At 66.0% G+C, this 16402-nt stretch carries 20 protein-coding genes and 2 tRNA genes; 12 read left to right on the forward strand and 10 right to left on the reverse strand.

Annotated features, from left to right (window positions below):
• The first annotated feature begins 59 nt into the window (after nt 1-59).
• The 8 genes from GY24_RS10815 (at nt 60) to GY24_RS10850 (ending at nt 5531) form a co-directional block, all read left to right on the forward strand.
• Nucleotides 60-968, forward strand: coding sequence for a D-isomer specific 2-hydroxyacid dehydrogenase family protein (locus GY24_RS10815; protein ID WP_104475686.1), 909 nt, complete (start codon nt 60-62; stop codon nt 966-968).
• A 133-nt stretch (nt 969-1101) separates the two neighbouring features.
• Nucleotides 1102-1174, forward strand: a tRNA-Asn gene (locus GY24_RS10820).
• Between the two features lie 92 nt (nt 1175-1266).
• The gene (locus GY24_RS10825; RefSeq protein WP_104475640.1) at nt 1267-2439 is read left to right on the forward strand and encodes a sensor histidine kinase; all 1173 of its coding nucleotides are present in this window, start codon (nt 1267-1269) and stop codon (nt 2437-2439) included.
• A complete protein-coding gene (locus GY24_RS10830) occupies nt 2436-3098 on the forward strand; it encodes a response regulator (RefSeq protein ID WP_104475641.1) in 663 nt (220 codons plus the stop codon). The genes GY24_RS10825 and GY24_RS10830 overlap by 4 nt, the downstream gene beginning before the upstream one ends.
• A gap of 93 nt (nt 3099-3191) precedes the next feature.
• Nucleotides 3192-3542 (forward strand): SHOCT domain-containing protein, encoded by a 351-nt coding sequence (locus GY24_RS10835; RefSeq protein ID WP_233279315.1) that lies wholly within the window; start codon nt 3192-3194, stop codon nt 3540-3542.
• A 68-nt stretch (nt 3543-3610) separates the two neighbouring features.
• On the forward strand, nt 3611-4516 hold the full coding sequence (locus tag GY24_RS10840) for a sensor histidine kinase (RefSeq protein WP_104475643.1): 906 nt from the start codon (nt 3611-3613) through the stop codon (nt 4514-4516).
• A complete protein-coding gene (locus GY24_RS10845; RefSeq protein ID WP_104475644.1) occupies nt 4513-5229 on the forward strand; it encodes an AzlC family ABC transporter permease in 717 nt (238 codons plus the stop codon). Before GY24_RS10840 ends, GY24_RS10845 begins: the two co-directional genes overlap by 4 nt.
• Nucleotides 5226-5531: an AzlD domain-containing protein gene (locus GY24_RS10850; protein ID WP_104475645.1), complete on the forward strand. Its 306-nt coding sequence runs from the start codon at nt 5226-5228 to the stop codon at nt 5529-5531. Before GY24_RS10845 ends, GY24_RS10850 begins: the two co-directional genes overlap by 4 nt.
• Nucleotides 5532-5543: 12 nt before the next feature.
• On the opposite strand, the gene def is transcribed toward GY24_RS10850, so the two are convergent.
• A complete protein-coding gene (def, locus tag GY24_RS10855; protein WP_083364147.1) occupies nt 5544-6110 on the reverse strand; it encodes a peptide deformylase in 567 nt (188 codons plus the stop codon).
• 39 nt (nt 6111-6149) lie between these two features.
• Between def and GY24_RS10860 the strand changes: the two genes are divergently transcribed.
• From GY24_RS10860 to GY24_RS17505, 4 genes are all read left to right on the forward strand, one after another.
• On the forward strand, nt 6150-7070 hold the full coding sequence (locus GY24_RS10860) for a DMT family transporter (protein ID WP_193953564.1): 921 nt from the start codon (nt 6150-6152) through the stop codon (nt 7068-7070).
• 151 nt (nt 7071-7221) lie between these two features.
• Complete coding sequence (locus GY24_RS10865; protein ID WP_233279316.1) at nt 7222-8484, forward strand: glycosyltransferase; 1263 nt, start codon at nt 7222-7224, stop codon at nt 8482-8484.
• A 28-nt stretch (nt 8485-8512) separates the two neighbouring features.
• Nucleotides 8513-8589 (forward strand) — tRNA-Ile (locus GY24_RS10870).
• Between the two features lie 111 nt (nt 8590-8700).
• Nucleotides 8701-9507 carry a hypothetical protein gene (locus tag GY24_RS17505; protein ID WP_133161171.1) on the forward strand — a complete coding sequence of 269 codons (807 nt, stop codon included), beginning with the start codon at nt 8701-8703 and terminating at the stop codon, nt 9505-9507.
• Here the strand turns inward: GY24_RS17505 and GY24_RS10875 are convergent.
• The 9 genes from GY24_RS10875 to GY24_RS10910 all read right to left on the reverse strand — a co-directional run bounded on the left by GY24_RS10875 (nt 9489) and on the right by GY24_RS10910 (nt 16220).
• Nucleotides 9489-10715, reverse strand: coding sequence for a tyrosine-type recombinase/integrase (locus GY24_RS10875; RefSeq protein WP_104475646.1), 1227 nt, complete (start codon nt 10713-10715; stop codon nt 9489-9491). The genes GY24_RS17505 and GY24_RS10875 overlap by 19 nt on opposite strands.
• Complete coding sequence (locus GY24_RS10880; RefSeq protein WP_104475647.1) at nt 10715-11359, reverse strand: recombinase family protein; 645 nt, start codon at nt 11357-11359, stop codon at nt 10715-10717. Before GY24_RS10880 ends, GY24_RS10875 begins: the two co-directional genes overlap by 1 nt.
• A gap of 195 nt (nt 11360-11554) precedes the next feature.
• Nucleotides 11555-12175 carry an HGGxSTG domain-containing protein gene (locus tag GY24_RS10885; RefSeq protein WP_324778401.1) on the reverse strand — a complete coding sequence of 207 codons (621 nt, stop codon included), beginning with the start codon at nt 12173-12175 and terminating at the stop codon, nt 11555-11557.
• Between the two features lie 87 nt (nt 12176-12262).
• Nucleotides 12263-14275 (reverse strand): AAA family ATPase, encoded by a 2013-nt coding sequence (locus GY24_RS17510; RefSeq protein WP_133161173.1) that lies wholly within the window; start codon nt 14273-14275, stop codon nt 12263-12265.
• Between the two features lie 15 nt (nt 14276-14290).
• Nucleotides 14291-14503, reverse strand: coding sequence for a helix-turn-helix domain-containing protein (locus GY24_RS10895; protein ID WP_104475650.1), 213 nt, complete (start codon nt 14501-14503; stop codon nt 14291-14293).
• Nucleotides 14504-14734: 231 nt separating this feature from the next.
• Nucleotides 14735-15214 carry a hypothetical protein gene (locus GY24_RS17515; protein WP_133161174.1) on the reverse strand — a complete coding sequence of 160 codons (480 nt, stop codon included), beginning with the start codon at nt 15212-15214 and terminating at the stop codon, nt 14735-14737.
• Nucleotides 15215-15273: 59 nt separating this feature from the next.
• Nucleotides 15274-15717, reverse strand: a complete 444-nt coding sequence (locus GY24_RS10900; RefSeq protein WP_133161175.1) for a hypothetical protein — start codon at nt 15715-15717, stop codon at nt 15274-15276.
• A 15-nt stretch (nt 15718-15732) separates the two neighbouring features.
• Nucleotides 15733-15972 (reverse strand): hypothetical protein, encoded by a 240-nt coding sequence (locus GY24_RS10905; protein WP_104475652.1) that lies wholly within the window; start codon nt 15970-15972, stop codon nt 15733-15735.
• On the reverse strand, nt 15972-16220 hold the full coding sequence (locus GY24_RS10910) for a ribbon-helix-helix protein, CopG family (protein WP_104475653.1): 249 nt from the start codon (nt 16218-16220) through the stop codon (nt 15972-15974). The genes GY24_RS10905 and GY24_RS10910 overlap by 1 nt, the downstream gene beginning before the upstream one ends.
• Between the last annotated feature and the right edge of the window lie 182 nt (nt 16221-16402).

The following is a 16402-nucleotide window of genomic DNA, read 5'->3' on the forward strand; positions in this document are numbered from 1 at the left end:
TCGCCGAACCCGCGACCGTCATCGCCGCCTCCGCGCGCCCGGCGCCCGGCCCGATCGCCGTGCTGCCCGAACCGGACCCCGTCTTCGTGGCCGCCGTCGAATCCGGCGGAGGCACCGTCGCGCCACTCTCGGCCGACACCCGCGGCGTGGTCTGGCTCGACTACCGGCGGGCGGGGGAGCTGGCCGGGGTGCTGCGGGCGAACCCGCAGATCGGCTGGGTGCAGCTGCCCTGGGCCGGTGTCGACGCCTTCGCCGAGGTGATGCGCAGCGAGCACAGGGACGGCCTGCTCTGGACCAGCGCCAAGGGCGCCTACGCGCAGCCCGTCGCCGAGCACGCGCTGGCGCTCAGCCTCGCCCTGGCCCGCTTCCTGCCGCGCCGGATCCGGGCCACCTCGTGGGACGACCGGCCGGACGGCGTCTCGCTCTACGGCCTGCGGGTCGTCATCGTCGGGGCGGGCGGCATCGCCATCGAGCTGCTCCGGCTGCTGCAGGCCTTCCGCGCCCACGTCACCGTGGTGCGCCGCAGCGCCGAGCCGCTGCCGGGGGCGGACGTCACGGTGTCCAACGAGGCGCTCCACGACGTGCTGCCGGAGGCCGACCTCGTCGTCGTCGCCGCCGCGCTCACCGGCTCCACCCGCGGCCTGTTCGGGGCGCGCGAGTTCGCGCTCATGCCCGAGACGGCATATTTCGTGAACGTGGCCCGCGGCGGGCTCGTCGAGACGGACGCCCTCGTGCACGCGCTGCACCGGGGCACCATCGCCGGTGCGGCCGTCGACGTCACCTCGCCTGAGCCATTGCCGGACGGGCATCCGTTGTGGAGCGCGCCCAATGTGATCGTCACGCCGCACATGGCCGACACACCGACGATGACGGCGCCGTTGCTGGCCGAGCGGATTCGGCTGAACGTGCGGGCATTCCTCGGCGACGCCCGATTTGTGGGCATCGTCGACCCCGAACGCGGCTACTGAGCGGCGTGGCGGCCCGGGCGGCGCGACACACCCGGGTGCGCCGGATTTGGTAGATCCGAATCCTTTGCTAAAGTAGCTACGCAGCGATCAACACCGCAGCAACAGAAACACAAGCAGTGCAGCACCTCCCTAATCCTCGATAGCTCAATTGGCAGAGCAGTCGGCTGTTAACCGACAGGTTCTTGGTTCGAGTCCAAGTCGGGGAGCGAAAGGCCACCACGGGCTCCACCCCTGGTGGCCTTTTTTGTGCCCCGGTGTTTTTGCTCCGTCGCGCAGGAAGCCTCGCTACGCTTTCTCCATGATGCGGGCAGAGGTCGAGAACGCACGGGTCAACGCCTGGGGCGGCCCGCCGCGGAGCCTGCGCTGGATTCCGGTGGTCATCGCGCTGCTGGTGCAACTGATCGTCGGGCTGTTTGCGCTGACCGGAGGCGGCCGGCCCGGCGACATCGCCGCGGTGGCGGCCGCGATGCTCTCCTCCGTCGCACTGCTCTGGCTCCGCCGCCACCCGGGGTCCACGCTCGTCCTGATCGCGCTGCTCACGCTGCCGGCCGTCGCGCTCACCACGCTGCCCGTGATCGTGGCCCTGCCACTGGCCTTCGCCGTGGTCGGCGCGACCGCACAGGGTGCCAGGGTGTGGGTCTGGGCGACCGTGGGCGGGGCGCTGCTGCTGGCCCTCGTGCTGGGTTTCGTTGTCGCGCCGAGCCCGCGCGAGCTGGTGCGCCCGCTCGTCGTGCTCCTGGTGCTCAGCGTGCTCGTCGGCATCGGCGAGGCGGCCCGCAACCGGCGCGAGCGCTTCCTCGAGTACCGGGCGGAGGCAGCCCGTCGCCGCCAGGGCGAGGCGGAGCGCGAACGGGTGCGCATCGCCCGCGAGCTGCACGACGTGCTGGCCCACTCCCTCTCCTCGATCAACGTGCAGGCCGGCGTCGGCCTGCACCTGATAGACGAGCAGCCGGAGAAGGCGGCAGAGGCCCTGGCGAATATTAAGCAGACCAGCAAGGCGGCACTCGAGGAGGTGCGCGGCGTGCTCGGCTTCCTGCGCGGCGCCGTCGACGAGCCGGAGTCCGAGCGGCGCACCCCGCAACCCCAGCTGGAGCGCCTGCGCGCCCTGCTCGACTCCTTCGCGGTCGACGGCCTGTCGGTCGAGGTCACGGGGACGGCGCCGGAGGGCCTGCCCCAGCTGGCCGAGCTCACTGTCTACCGCGTCGTGCAGGAGGCGTTGACCAATGTGAGCAGGCACTCCACGTCGAGGCGCGCCGGCGTCGACTTCGCGCTCGACGGCGGAATCTGCACCGTCACGGTTCGGGATGACGGGGCAACCCCGGCCGACGCAACGCTCGTGGAGGGGCGCGGGCTGCTCGGCATGCGCGAGCGGGCCGCCCTCGTCGGCGGCACGCTCGAGGCGGGCTGGCAGCCGGGCGGCGGCTTCCGGGTCGTGTTACGGCTCCCGGCCACACCGGGGGCGGAGTCGTGACCCGGATCTTCCTCGCCGACGACCAGGCGCTCGTGCGGGGCGGGTTCCGTGCGCTGCTGGAGTCCGAGGCCGACTTCGAGGTCGTCGGGGAGGCGGCGAGCGGCCGTGCGGCCCTCGACGGGGTGCGCCGCACCCGGCCCGACGTGGTGCTGATGGACATCCGGATGCCGGACGGCGACGGCCTGTGGGCCACGGGCGAGATCACGGCCGACCCGAGCCTCGCCCACACCCACGTGGTGGTGGTCACCACCTTCGAACTCGACGACTACGTGGCCGAGGCTATCCGGGCCGGGGCCAGCGGCTTCCTGGTCAAGGACACCGAGCCCGTCGAGCTCATCCGCGCGGTGCGCGTGGTGGCCGCCGGCGATGCGCTGCTCTCGCCGGGGGTCACCCGCCGGCTGCTGGCGCGGATGGCATCCGGCCTCAAAGAGGCCCCGCACTCGGACCAGCTGGCGCTGCTGACCGAGCGGGAGCGCGAGGTGCTCGCCCTCGTCGGCCGCGGGCTCAGCAACGACGAGATCGCCGCGGAGCTCGTGCTCAGCCCGCTGACGGCGAAGACCCACGTGTCGCGAATGATGAGCAAGCTCGGCGCCCGGGACAGGGTGCACCTCGTCGTGACGGCGTACGAGACCGGGCTGGTGCGCCCCGGCTGGAACTAGCGCCGCCCCGCAGGTCGGCTACCCCCGGGGGAGTAGCCGAGGTGACGCCGGCGGGCGGATGTGCGGGGCCGCCGACGCGGCGAGGCTGGGGTTGTGGCCGGATACGGCCGCGCCACCGCCGCTGATTGGAGTCTCATGATCACCGCCCTGCTCACCTCGCCCGCCCTGCACGTCGTCTACCCCGGCGCGGGCTGGGGGTTCCCCGGCTGGTTCTTCTTCTTCATCCCGTTCTTCTGGATCCTCCTGTTCGTCGTGCTCTTCGCCATCTTCGGGCGGCGCTGGCGCGCGGCCGGCCGCGGCTACGGGCCGCACGGCCCACGCGGCTGGGCGGGCAGTCAGGCCGCAGAGCAGACGCTCTCCGAGCGCTTCGCCCGCGGCGACATCGACGAGACCGAGTACCGGGCCCGGCTGGAGGTGTTGCGCGCGAACCGGCCGCCGGAGTAGCCCGCAGCCGCTAAAGTCGAGTGCGGGCAGCACGGCGTTCTGCCCGCACGAAAGCGGAGGCAACACACATGGCCGAATGGCTACAGGGCGAATCGGCGCCGACGGTACTGATCATCGCGGCCGGGGTTCTGCTCCTCGTCCTGGCGGTACTGCTCTGGCTCTGGCTGCGCGCCGCACGACGGCTGCGCCGCACCGACCGCGACTGGATCAGCGCCGAGCGCACCCGCATCGACCTGGAGCTCTCGCTGGCCGAGCAGACCGGTCGGCTCGGCATCGTGCGGGAGCTGCAGGATGTCGCCGTGCTCAACGTGTCCAGGCTGATCACCCAGGCCGAGGGCGCCAAGTACACGGTCGAGAGCGACCCGAGCTCGGCCTCCCGCGTCGTCAGCGCCCTCGTCGAGTCCGGCCGCGAGGCCGTCGGCGACATGCGCCGCGTGCTCACCGTGGCCCGCGAGGGCGAGTCCGTCTCCTCGCGCCAGCCCGGCCTGCAGTCTGCCCGCGACCTGTTCCGCGTGATGCGGGACGCCGGGCTCACCATCGTCTTCGACGAGTCGGGGGAGCGCTACGAGCTGAAGCCCGGCGCGGAGCTGGCCATCTTCCGCATCCTGCAGGGCGCGCTGGCCAATGCGCTCACCCACGGCGGCACCGGCACCGAGGCCAAGGTCAGCTTCAGCTGGACCCGCGACGGCCTGCAGCTGCTCGTGGACGATGACGGCATCCGTGCCAAGGCCCGGCGCGCCGGCCTCGACGCCGACGGCATCAACCGCGACACGGCGTACACGATCGACGACGACCTGCACGCGCTCACCGCGAACCTCACCGGCGCGGGGCTCACCCAGATGAAGCAGCGCGCCGAACTGTACGGCGGAGTGTTCCAGGCCCGCACCGTTCCCGGCGTCGGTTTCTCCGTCTCCGTCATCTTCCCGGCTCTGCGCTTCCACAACGGGGTGCACAGCGTTAATCTGTCTCGATGACCACAGCTCAGGCAGAAGCCCTCGATGAGCGCGCCGCGCGTGCCGTCGTCGTGCGCGAGGCCTGGGCGGTCGGGATCGCGACGGCGGCCTACGGCATCTCCTTCGGCGCGCTGGCCGTCGCCGCCGGCCTCGACGTCTGGCAGGCCTGCTTCCTCAGCCTCGTCATGTTCACCGGCGGCTCGCAGTACGCCCTCGTCGGCGTGCTCGCCTCCGGCGGTGTCGCGGCCGGGCCCACCGCGATCGCCAGCGCCGCGCTGCTCGGCAGCCGCAACGCGATCTACGGCATGCGGATGGCCTCCGTGTTGGGCGGCCGCTGGTGGACGAGGCTCGCCGCGGCCTGGGGCACGATCGACGAGTCGACGGCCGTCGCCCTCGCCCAGCCGACCGCGCACCTGCGCCGGGTCGGCTTCTGGGTGACCGCGGCCGTCATCTTCGTCGGCTGGAACCTGACCACCCTGATCGGCGCCCTGATCGGCGACGCCCTCGGCGACCCGCGCGTCTACGGCCTGGACGCGGCGGCCGCCGCCGCCTTCCTCGCCCTGCTCTGGCCGCGCCTGAAGCGCGTGCAGGCCAGCGCCGTCGCCGTTGCCGCGGCGCTGGTCGCCACCATGCTGACGCCCGTGCTCATGCCCGGGCTGCCGGTGCTTGTCGCCGCGCTCGTCGCCGTCATCGTCGGCGCCTTCAACTGGCTCGGGCGGGAGGAGCGGGCATGACCATGTGGCAGATCGTGATCGCCGCCTCCATCGCCTGTGTGGCGATGAAGATGGCGGGCTACCTGGTGCCGCCGCGGGTGCTGCAGAACCCGGCGGTCTCCAGGATCGCCGAGCTGCTCACCGTCGCGCTGCTGGCAGCCCTGATCGGCGTGCAGACGTTCGCGCACGGGCAGGAGGTCGTGCTCGACGCGCGGGTGCCGGCCGTGATCGTGGCCGCGGGGCTGCTCGCCCTGCGGGCGCCGTTCATCGTCGTGGTGATCGCCGCAGCGCTGGTGGCGGCCGGCATCCGCGCCCTCCTCTGAGCGCGCCGCGCCCTAGTCGTCGAGGTCGTCGACGCCGGGCATCCAGGAGTTGCCGGGAACGCCCCAGCCGCGCTTGCGGGTGATCTTGCCGATCAGGCGCTGGTAGCCCTCCTCGACGCGGTCGACGTAGAGCAGGCCATCCAGGTGGTCGTACTCGTGCTGGAAGATGCGGGCCAGCCAGCCCTCCGCGACGATCTCGTACCGCTCGCCCTCGAGGTTCGTCGCGCGCAGGATGGCGCGCTCGGCGCGGCGCAGCGGGAAACGCTCGCCGGGGAAGGACAGGCAGCCCTCCGACTCCTCGTCCTCGTCGGTGGGGCCGACGGTGAGCGGGCTCAGCCAGAGCTCGGGGTTGATCGCGACGTCGCGCCACTTCGTGCCGTCGTCCTCGACCCAGGTGAAGGTGAACAGGCGCAGCGGCACACCCACCTGTGGCCCGGCGAGGCCGACGCCGGGGGCGGCATCCATCGTCTCGAACATGTCGGCGACGAGGGTGCGCAGCTCGTCGTCGAAAACGGTCACGGGGGCTGCGGGGGAGTGCAGCACGGGGTCTCCGGAGATCCGGATGGGAAGAACGGCCATGTTCACAGAATATCGGGCCGTTCACGTTAGTGTCGTGGGGTGCCCTTCGAAATCGTTGACCTCGCCGAGGAACTGATCCCGCAAGACCCGAAGGTCGTCTTCGGTATCGTGCTGGCGCTCATCGGGGCTGTCTTCCTCTCGCTTGGCGCGCAGTTCCAGCACCGGGGCGTCGTCAAGGTCGAGCGCAACACGCAGGAGACCGGTGGGAGCGGGCTGAACATCCAGCAGCTCATGCTGCTGCTCGCTCGCCCCTCCTGGGTCATCGGCACGCTCATGCTGGGCTTCGCCGTCGTTCTGCAGCTCTCCAGCCTCTCGCTGGCCCCGATCATCGTCGTGCAGCCGCTCGGCGCGGTCGCTCTGGTGCTGACGGCCATCGTCAACGCGCGCATCAGCAGGGTGGCGCTGAACCGGGCCTCCATCATCGCCATCTGCATGTGCGTCGGCGGCGTCGCCCTGTTCGTGACGATCGCCGCGTTCACCGCGGTCGACAAGCCGGTGACGGATGAGGACCTGGTGACGATTCTGGTGATCCTCGCCATCGTGCTCGTCGCCTTCGTCGTGGCGTTCGCGACGCTGCGCAACCGGTTCAAGGCGCTGTTCTACATCCTCGGCGCCGGCGTCCTGTACGGCTTCGTCGCCACCCTCGCCAAGGTGATCATCAACCGGATCCAGCACCAGAACTTCGAGTGGCTCACCCTCGTGTGCGTGGTCGCGCTGCTCGCCGCGGCCGCCCTCGGCGCCTACTTCGTGCAGAACGCGTACTCGTCCGGCCCGCCAGACCTGGTCATCGCCGGCCTCACCGTCGTCGACCCCCTGGTGGCGGTCGCGATCGGCATCTTCGTGCTGGACGAGGCCTCACAGGCCCCGTTCTGGGCCAACATCGGCTTCGTGGTCGCCGGGGCGATCGCGATCTGGGGCGTCTTCCTGCTGGCCAAGCACCACCCGCAGACCAAATCCTGAACACATGCCCAGTTGCGACGCTCCGGGCACTATTTGGTAGGGTCACAGCCGACCCGGTTTAGACTGGGGGCACCAATCCCGCTTCACCGCGGCCCATTGACTTTTCGCCGGACGACATTTCCCGGCCCATCACCGTGAGGGAACCTTCCACTTGACTGAAACGCCAGGCTCGTCTCCCGCCGCCCCCGCGGACGGCGCGCAGTCCGCGCAGAAGCCATTGCGTGTGCTGATCGGCGCCGACACCTTCGCCCCCGATGTGAACGGTGCCGCACGCTTCGCCGAGCGGCTTGCCGCCGGCCTCGTCGCCCGCGGCCACGAGGTGCACATCATGGCTCCGGCCGCCTCCCGCAAGCACGGCAGCTGGGAAGAGGTGCACGAGGGCCAGAAGATGATGGCGCACCGGCTGTACAGCTGGCGCTGGTATCCGCACGACTGGCTGCGCTTCGCGCTGCCGTGGCGGATCCGGCAGAACAGCGCCCGGGTGCTCGACCTGGTCAAGCCGGATGTCGTGCACTTCCAGTCGCACATCATCGTCGGGCGCGGCCTCACCATCGAGGCCGAGAAGCGCGGCATCCGCATCGTCGGAACCAACCACTTCATGCCCGAGAACCTGCTCGAGTTCACGCTGCTGCCCAAGGCCTGGCAGGAATGGGCCATCGGCCTGGCCTGGAAGGCCGCCAAGCGCACCTTCGGCCGCGCGGAGTCCGTCACGACGCCGACCGCCAGGGCCGCCCAGTTCCTCGAGCAGTACACCGGGCTCGAGAACGTGCACGCGATCTCGTGCGGTATCGACGCCCACGAGTACACCCCGAACTTCGAGCCGCGCACCGGCAACACGGTGCTCTTCGTCGGACGTGTCACCGGTGAGAAGCAGATCGACGTGCTGCTCAAGGCGATCAGCCTGCTCCCGCCAGAGCTGGACACCAGGCTGCACATCGTCGGCGGCGGCGACCAGATGCGCAACCTGCAGCACCTGGCCGACGGCCTGGGCCTCGCCGACCGCGTCGTCTTCCGCGGCTACGTCACCGAGGAGGAGCTGCGCGCCGAGTACACGGCGGCCACCGTCTTCGCCATGCCGTCGATCGCCGAGCTGCAGAGCATCGCGACCATGGAAGCCATGGCCTCTGGGCTGCCGATCGTCGCCGCCAACGCGATGGCGCTGCCGCACCTCGTCGCCGACGGCCACAACGGTTTCCTGTTCGAGCCGAGCAACCCGGCCGACCTCGCCGCGAAGCTCCGCGCCGTGCTCGAGATGGCCCCGGATGAGCTCACCGCCATGAAGCAGGAGTCGCTCGAGCGCATCGTCGTGCACGACATCCAGCGGACGATCAGCACCTTCGAGAGCCTGTATCGTGGGGAGCCGGTGACCGATCCGGTCACCAACGTCGCCTCCGCCGCATCCGCAGAAGACTGATCTTCTGGCCGGATGGCGGCAGGCGCACGGGGCGGTAGCTCAGCTGGTTAGAGCATCGGACTCATAATCCGCCGGTCACGGGTTCAAGTCCCGTCCGCCCTACCAAGTAAACACTGGGAAGGAGAGCCGGCAACTCGAATCGAGGCCAGCTCAATCCCGTCCGAAACCCGTCCAAGGTAGAGTCTGTTCAATCTGGCACGGCAGGAGTTTGGGGGAATGATGGCAGTTGATCAGATTGAACGATTCGACCTCCAGATCCTTCCGGGGGGCGGAGCTGAGAGTCCAACCCTCTGGTGGGCAGCTTCAAGGTTTATGCAGGGGGCACGACGCTTTCATGAACTTCAAACACTGCTCGCAAAGACTGCCTCGTCGTGGACGGGTTATCCGCAGGTCGGAACCTGGGATGGACAAACGGACCTAGAAATCGGGGAGCTCTCCGACGAGTTTTTCAACACACGCCCGGAGGCTTCAGCCTTGGCGAGTGAGGCGGTATTCCACTTTCGTGCAGCGCTTGATTCAGCGGTTTATCAACTTGCATGGCGCGGGCGTGGCGAACGACCGAGCGGCACGATGTTCCCGTTCTGCAAGACCGCAGATTCGTGGCCGAACCGCAGACGCTCCGACCTTCGGGGACTCACCAACGAGGAGAAGGCCGCGGTGGCGGATGTACAGCCATTCCGTAATGTCGCGTGGTCAGCTCGATTGGCGGAACTTAGCAATCGAGACAAGCACGACCACACGCTCGAAATAGCGTCGGTCTACTCGTGCACGGTGGACACGACGCGTCGCATGGCAGATGTCCCTGATCCTCGATTCACTCAGTTCGCGATTGTTGATCCGGCGCTGAAATTTGTCTTCGTCCCAGTCGACAGGAAACTGGACGGAAATGACCTTCGCATCGCAACCGACGATCTGATCATCATCATGCAAGGAATCACTGAATTCCTGAATCCTCTGCTTGAGAAAGAGGGCGTCTCGAAAATAGAACTTGAAAGTCAGCTTTCTCAAGCCCCATCAGCATAGATCGTGACAGTGGTTGACTTCACCGGCGGAGTGCCTTTGTTGTTCATCGGCGTGAGGTAGGCGTCAAGCCTGTCCATGTCGGCCGCGAAGTCGTCGGGGAAAAAATGCAGATACACCCTGTACGTCGTTGCGGTATCGGCGTGTCCAAGAATTCGGGCTACCCGCGCAAGCGGCATCCCTGAAGCTGCGAACAGGGACGCTGCGGTGTGGCGGAGGTCATGAAACCGCAGGTCAGGCTGACCGATTTTCTTGGCTGCGGGGCGGAAACGCTGACGATAGAAGCTGTCGTAGTCCATGCGCTTGGTCCAGTCCAACCCTCCGCGCCATGCGCCATAGCCGCCGTAGTTCCTGCCCGGCCACAGGGGTGCGGTGGGGTCACCGGCGTTGGGATGCGCTGCGAGATACGCAGTGAGCAGCGCGACGAGTTCACGGCGCAACGGAACGGAGCGGGTGGACTTCTCGGACTTCGGTGTGCCCTCCGTCATGCCGTCCTTCGTGCGGAAAAGCGTGCGTCGCACTTCAAGCTGTCGCCGAAGCAGATTCACGTCCCGAATCTGCAACGCCTGAATCTCTCCGCTGCGTAGCCCGGTGAACGCGGCGAGCCGTACGAACAGGCCATCCGGCGCGTTGGCGTCCAGCTCAGCTGCCAGCGCCTCAATCTCATCGGGGGAGAGGAACACCGGATTGAAGCTCTGCGCGAGTTGCACGCTCGGCAGATCGGTTCCCGTCGCCGGGTTGTGGCTGATGAGCCGGTGCTTGATCGCATAGCGGAACACCTTGTTCGTGGCGACGAATGCGTGCTTGATCGTGCTCGGGTGGAGCGGCGTCTTTGCGCGCGCGGTCGGTGTCGCGGCCAACTTAGCTACCCACTTTTCAATGTCCGCGCTGGTGATGCTGCCGATGCGGCGGCTTCCGAATTCGGGGTACACATGCCGCGCGTACATCTGCACGTAGCCGTCGTAGGTGCGCGGCTTGAGCTTGCCCTTGCTCGCGGCGAGGCTCGCCTCCGCTACCTCCTTGAACGTCTTGGAGTTCTTCACCAGAGGCTCAGTGCTGTTTCCCTGGGCGATTTCTGACTCGACCTTGAGCGCGTGCCGTTCCGCCTGTCGTTTGACGGAGAAGGTGCGCTGTTTCTTGGTCGTGCCCTGCCGCCAGTGCACTTCATATGCGACCCTGCTAGCGCGTTTCACTTCGCGGATATGAGCCATTACGCCACCTGCTCCTTGCGCTTGGCCGTCGTGTACGCGCGACGGATGGTGGACTCGTGCCAGTCCGGCAGTCCCGTCGGGGAGAGGAATCCCTCCGTGGTCAGTTCGCGGGCGATGCGTCCGAAGCTGGCCCCCGCGTCGCGAGACAGGACAATCCGGCGCAGCAGCCCTGCGGGGATTGCAGTCTTCCGTCCGTTGTCTAAGCCGCGTGCTTTCCGCGCTGCGAGTGCGTCCTTCGTGCGCGACGAGATCAATTCGCGTTCGTACTCGGCGAAGGTGATGAACATGTTTGCCATCGCGCGGCCGCCTGCCGTGGTGAGGTCAATGGCGTTGTCGATCACGATGAGGTTCCATCCCTGCCGCTGCGCGTCGTCAATGATCGCTGATGCGTGGCGTACAGAGCGCGCGAGGCGGTCGAGCTTCGAGACGACCAGCCCGTCAAACTGGCCGCTGCCGAGAAGGTCAACCGCGCGTCGCAGCTGAGGGTTCACGTGCTTGCCACTGGCGCCCAGATCGCTGAGTACTTCTACCGACCAGCCTCGGCGCTCGCACTCGGACAGGATGGCCGCAGTCTGCGCTTCAACCCCAAGGCCCGAGCGCTCCTGATCCTCGGTCGAGACTCTGACATATCCAATGACGTTCATGTGTTCCTTCTTCCGATGTCTGAGGCGGAAACGTCCGTAAGCGCCTTACGCCTGAGAGGGAAGCGAACCCTACTCTCAGGATTTTCACTACTCGCCCCCAGAAACCTCCGCGTAAGGCCGTAGGAATCGCAAGCTCAGACCCGCTTACCGACTCGGCTACTTCTCGCGCGTATGTGCCATCCCTGGGCCTGCCTGTCAGCGAGCCGGGTTCTGCCGACGCAGACCGGCCTTCGGTTCGGGGTCAAACCACGCCGGAGCGTCCTGATCGGCGGCCACCGGGCGCGCCCGACGGGGCGTTGCAGCCGAAGAGGAAGGCAGAGACTGCTCAGACGGAAGAGCGGTGGGCACGCCACGGCGTTTCCGCAGTGCGCGGGTGCGTTCGTTCTGCCGGGTGCGTTCGTCGTGCGCGGCCTCGATCGCGGCCGGTTCGTCCACGATTACCGCATCTTCAATGTTCGGGTCGTGGGTGGAGCTGTACTGCACGATGACCTCGCTCATGTGCTCCTCCCACGGCTTCACCTCCACCTCAACGGACAGGTGCTGCTTGCCCACGATGCTGGAACGGTCGAGCACATCCTTGGCAGCGGCAAGCCGCACGTTGGCCGGCACCGAGTCATCGCGCATGATCTTCAGGATGTGAAGCACCGCAATGTCGCTGGCTTCGTCTAGCCGCTGCTGCGCGCGCCGCCGTACCTGCGGGGCTGCTCCGCCGTGCATCCGGCAGACCGTGCTGCCGTTCATCGGAGGGTTCCCACACGGCGTTCCGTTCCGCCTTCGGGCCTTGCATAGGGTCTTCGTGTGTATCAGGTTTTCCATCTCAACTCTCCTGTTCGGTACTTCGGCAGAACGCGGCTTGGCTGCCTTGATTCAGGGTGTGCTGTCAAGGCGACGGCTGAGTGTCGCTCAAGTAGGAAACCGGTCTGCCCTAAACGGGCGTTTGAACGTGCGCTCGCCCGAAGAAATCGCGAAGGACTCTGTGTGCGAAAAGTCGGGTTCTTCAGTGATTGCGGGGATTTCTTCGGGAAGGGCGATTTCTTCGTAAACCCAGACCCAACCGCCCATACCGATCTTTCTGCTTACAATCTTCGGCCGAACGCGATCACGGGCACGTTTGAGCGCTGACTCGGAGAATCCCGCCTCCTTGCCAGACGCGATCACCTCAGCGGAAGGAACTCGTCCTCCGTTCTCAGTCATGAAACGTGAGATCCACGCTGTGGCCTCGTTGTGCTCGCCCTGCGGCCGGTTGATGATCTGAGCAACCGACACATTGGTGTCACCGATGATCTCGACGCGGGCAACGTGGCCGACGTCCCCGTCATCGAAGTTCACAGCGGTGTCCATTAGGCGGTAGGCGAGAGACAAGTCGCCGACTTCCGCATAGTTGCCTTTGTCCTGGGACATCACGACATGGTCTTCGTCCTCGTCGCGAGCAAACAAGAACACGGACCTCGCAGCATCTCGATACGCATGAGAGCCGGAGAGCTTGTCTGAGGCGTTTCCGACTCCCTTGTTGAAGTGCATGATGCCGACGATGACCGCATCGGTCTCTCCAGCGATCTGAGTGAGAGGGTCGAGCACCGCCCGGACGACATCGCGCTTGTGGTCGTCGCCCTGAATGGTTGAGGTGATCGGGTCAAGGATCACGAGCTTCGCGCCTGATTCCTCAATCGCCTGCAAGATCAAATGTGAGTGCTCAGGAAGGCTCGGAATCCTCTCGCCGGTGGACTCGTCGGTGCTATACCCGATGGCGACCTTGTAGAACGTATCCATCTTGGCGCCAGCTGCAGAAAGCCGAGGGATCATCTGCGTCTCCCAGTTGTCTTCGACGCTGACGTAAAGGACTGAGACGGACTCGCCAAGAAGGTCGCCTTCGAGTCGCCCATTCTGGGCCTCAACAGCAAGCCAGATGGCGAACGAGGATTTCCCGACGCCTCCACGACCTGCGAACAAGGACAACGCGCCGAGCGGGATCCTGTTCTTCCAGAGAAACTTCTGCCGACGTGAACGAATAGTTGAGGCCGCGCGAAGGATCAACCTGTCGGGCACCGAAGAATTCTGCGAGCTTCCGGAAGAACCCGCCTTCTCGAACGCGGCGTTCTTCGCGATTTCTTCACTGGCGGAGCGAAGCGTTTCAATGTCTGAGGGCGACGATTCCATCAAAGAATTGAGGCTGTGATCTTTAACGTGATCGGCGGCGTCCTTCCCCACCGAAGAGAGTGCCAAGTGCGCCTTGACCCCTGCAACATTGCGCAGAGAATTGTGGACGTTCAGGGCGTGCTTGTAGCCAGCTGCATCACGATCAGCAATGATGACGACACGACTTGCGCTACCCCGGAAATACTCCGAGTGCGAATCCGTCCATTTGCCTGCACCGCCGTGATTGCACGTGGCGATTGCTCCCTCTGCACCCCAAAGCGCCAGAACGTCTTTCTCGCCTTCCACGATGTAGACGTCCTCTCCAGTGGCCAACGCTTCGGTCAGCTGGGGCAGATTGAACGGCACAGGCCTGATCCCGCTGAGGTTCCAGATGCTCTTGCGCGGATTCTGGGGATCGGGCCGACGCTGCCGAAAGTCCTTGGGATCGTAGCGAACGACTTCATACAGGGTTGTGCCGTTTTCATCCTCGTAGGGATAGATCGCGACCTCTGTACGTTTCTGTTCCAGCGACGACCAAGTCAGATCGAGGGCCGAGAGAACGTCCTCGTTGGTGCAGCCAGTCTGGCAATGGAGAAGGATCCTCCCGCCCTCCCAGCCCACCGAAAGGGAAGGTCGATTGTCGTCGTGCGCCGGGCAAGTAACGGTGTGCTGGAGCCCGACGCCACGGGAGAGAATCGTTCTCTTGTTAAGCGCAGCCGCAGTACTGTCTACCCGATCCAGGAAGTGAGCGAGGTTCGGCGGGAGTTCTTGAGTATTCAAAGCACCGTCGCCGTTCTAGCGGCGCGGGGCTACGGTGCAGGCGGCGATGTACTCGTCCAGCTGCGCCTGCGAGAAGAACACGCGCAGCCCGCCAAGACGAGTGAACCCGATCTGGCCGGACGGCGTGAGGCGACGCAGCTGGCGCTCCGACATTCCGAGATAGGCGGCGGCTTCGGCATAGTCGTACCAACGGTGGGTCGTCGGCTGCTTCTTCTTGGGGGTCTTCATTTTCGTGCTCCTTACGGTTGGCGCGAGGCCGGAACCGTCAGGGGCAACAAAAAAGACCTCTGCGGCTCCAACCTCCCTATCGGGTGGTCGTCACTGCGAGGTCCTTCCTCTTTCGCTATTCAGTTGTGGGTACTTCTGCACACATTCGAGTCATGATGGTTCATGAACCAGCTCGGTTGCGCTCGGTACAGTTCAAGGCTACCTGATCTCGCCTCGGTGCCGCTCGGAGCGCTATCGCGGACGACGAAAAGGTGCAGTTTCGAGTTCTGCAATTCGTGCGCGGAGGCGCATTCTGCGGAACGGACCAGCGGGGTCCAGGGTCTCGCCGCTGATCCAGATTTCAACGCCCAGCTCGGATTCATCGAGGACTGCGAGGAGCGACCAACCCCGGCGTGCGTGGCGACCGGGGTGGCTTGACCAGAACACACGCTGGAGCGCATCAGCCACCCAGTGACCAGATGCGTAAGGCAGGATTCCGCGGGTCTGGAACGTGCTCAGACGTACCGCCGCCTCGTGCAGGATCGAGAAGCCGGGACGCACTTCGTCAGGTGTCGGAGCGCTGATCTTCACGGTCGCCCGCTCGGTCGGTGACAGCCAGCGGGTAGGTGAATGCAACGGGGAGGGTATCTCCACTTGCTGAAACGGGAGCGTTGCTGACGCATCCCAGTAGGCGGGCAGGGTGCCCGGCGAGTTAAGGTTGAACGTAGTCAATGTTTTGCCTTCCGGTTGGGCCACACCCCAGCGCGTCTCCTGCGCTGGGGTGTTGTTCGTTAGTAGACCAGAAGCGGTCGAACAGTCGGCCACTTCTCCATGAGTGCGATGTACGCGGCGTACGGGTCGTTAGCCCGGCCGGCCAGCCACGCAGCCTCTTCGTCGGCGCGCTCGAGTTCGCTGATTGCGAGTTCGGCATACCCGCGGAGCTGTTCGTAGCGATCCGCCATTGCCGCCGTCGGGAGAGCGCCCTTTGTAAGCGGCACGCGAACTTCATCACGCATGCTGGTGACGATGTCATGCGTGGCTTCGACATGAACCTTCTTGTCGGTCAAGAACTCATGAGCGATCTCCACGAGCTCTCGCTCATGGGTGCGGACACGCTCAAAGACCGCTTCGTCCACCTCTCTGATCGTCTGATCTTCAACCGCGCGGTTGTCGTACTTCTGCACGCGTGCGAGCACGCGGACTTCGTGCGGGTTGGGCTGTGTTGCGAGGCTCATAGTCATGTCCTTTCGTTAGCCGCGGCGGGTTGCCTGGCGGTTGGTCTTTGCGAGGGCTGCGACGCGGTCGCGTGCGTTGGATGCGACGTCAGCACGTGCGAATCCGTCTGCGAAGGCCTCCTCCGATGCGCGCAGCTCGGCGCGCACGGCCTCAATGCGTGCTCGGTAGAGTTCACGCGCCGACTGGACCTGCTTTGCGATGTTCGGACCGATGCCAGCGGGGTACGCCGACAGCGGCGGGATCTTGATGTCCATTAGTGGTTCTCCTTATTTCTGAGCGCAGCGAGCCCACGGCCCCCGGTGCGCATCGGGTGAATGTTGTCGCCGGCAGCCGGGGCCATCGCGCCCATCAGGACGAGGTGAAGTGCGAGCGCCTCGCGCACCAGCGTTGATTTCGAAACACCCGAGAGCTGAACCATGTGCGCAAGCGCACGGTCGATCTCAGGCGTCACGGACGTGCGAAGCTCGACGAGTCCTGCGGCTGCAGGTCCGCGTTCGCCCATATTTGCCTCCTTAAAAATAGGTGAGAGATTCTCAACTGAATTAAGGCTACCGCGTTCGGTTGTCGCGGCGCTGGCGAGCGGTACGCCGGTCGGTTTCAACGAGGTTGGACGAGTGCATTGGACGGCGCAAACTACTGGTACTCAGGGGGCCTGCCCGAGCCGAGCCGCGCTCCGGGATGTCG

The sequence above is a fragment of the Microterricola pindariensis genome (genome assembly GCF_002936985.1).
GTDB classification, from domain to species: domain Bacteria; phylum Actinomycetota; class Actinomycetes; order Actinomycetales; family Microbacteriaceae; genus Microterricola; species Microterricola pindariensis.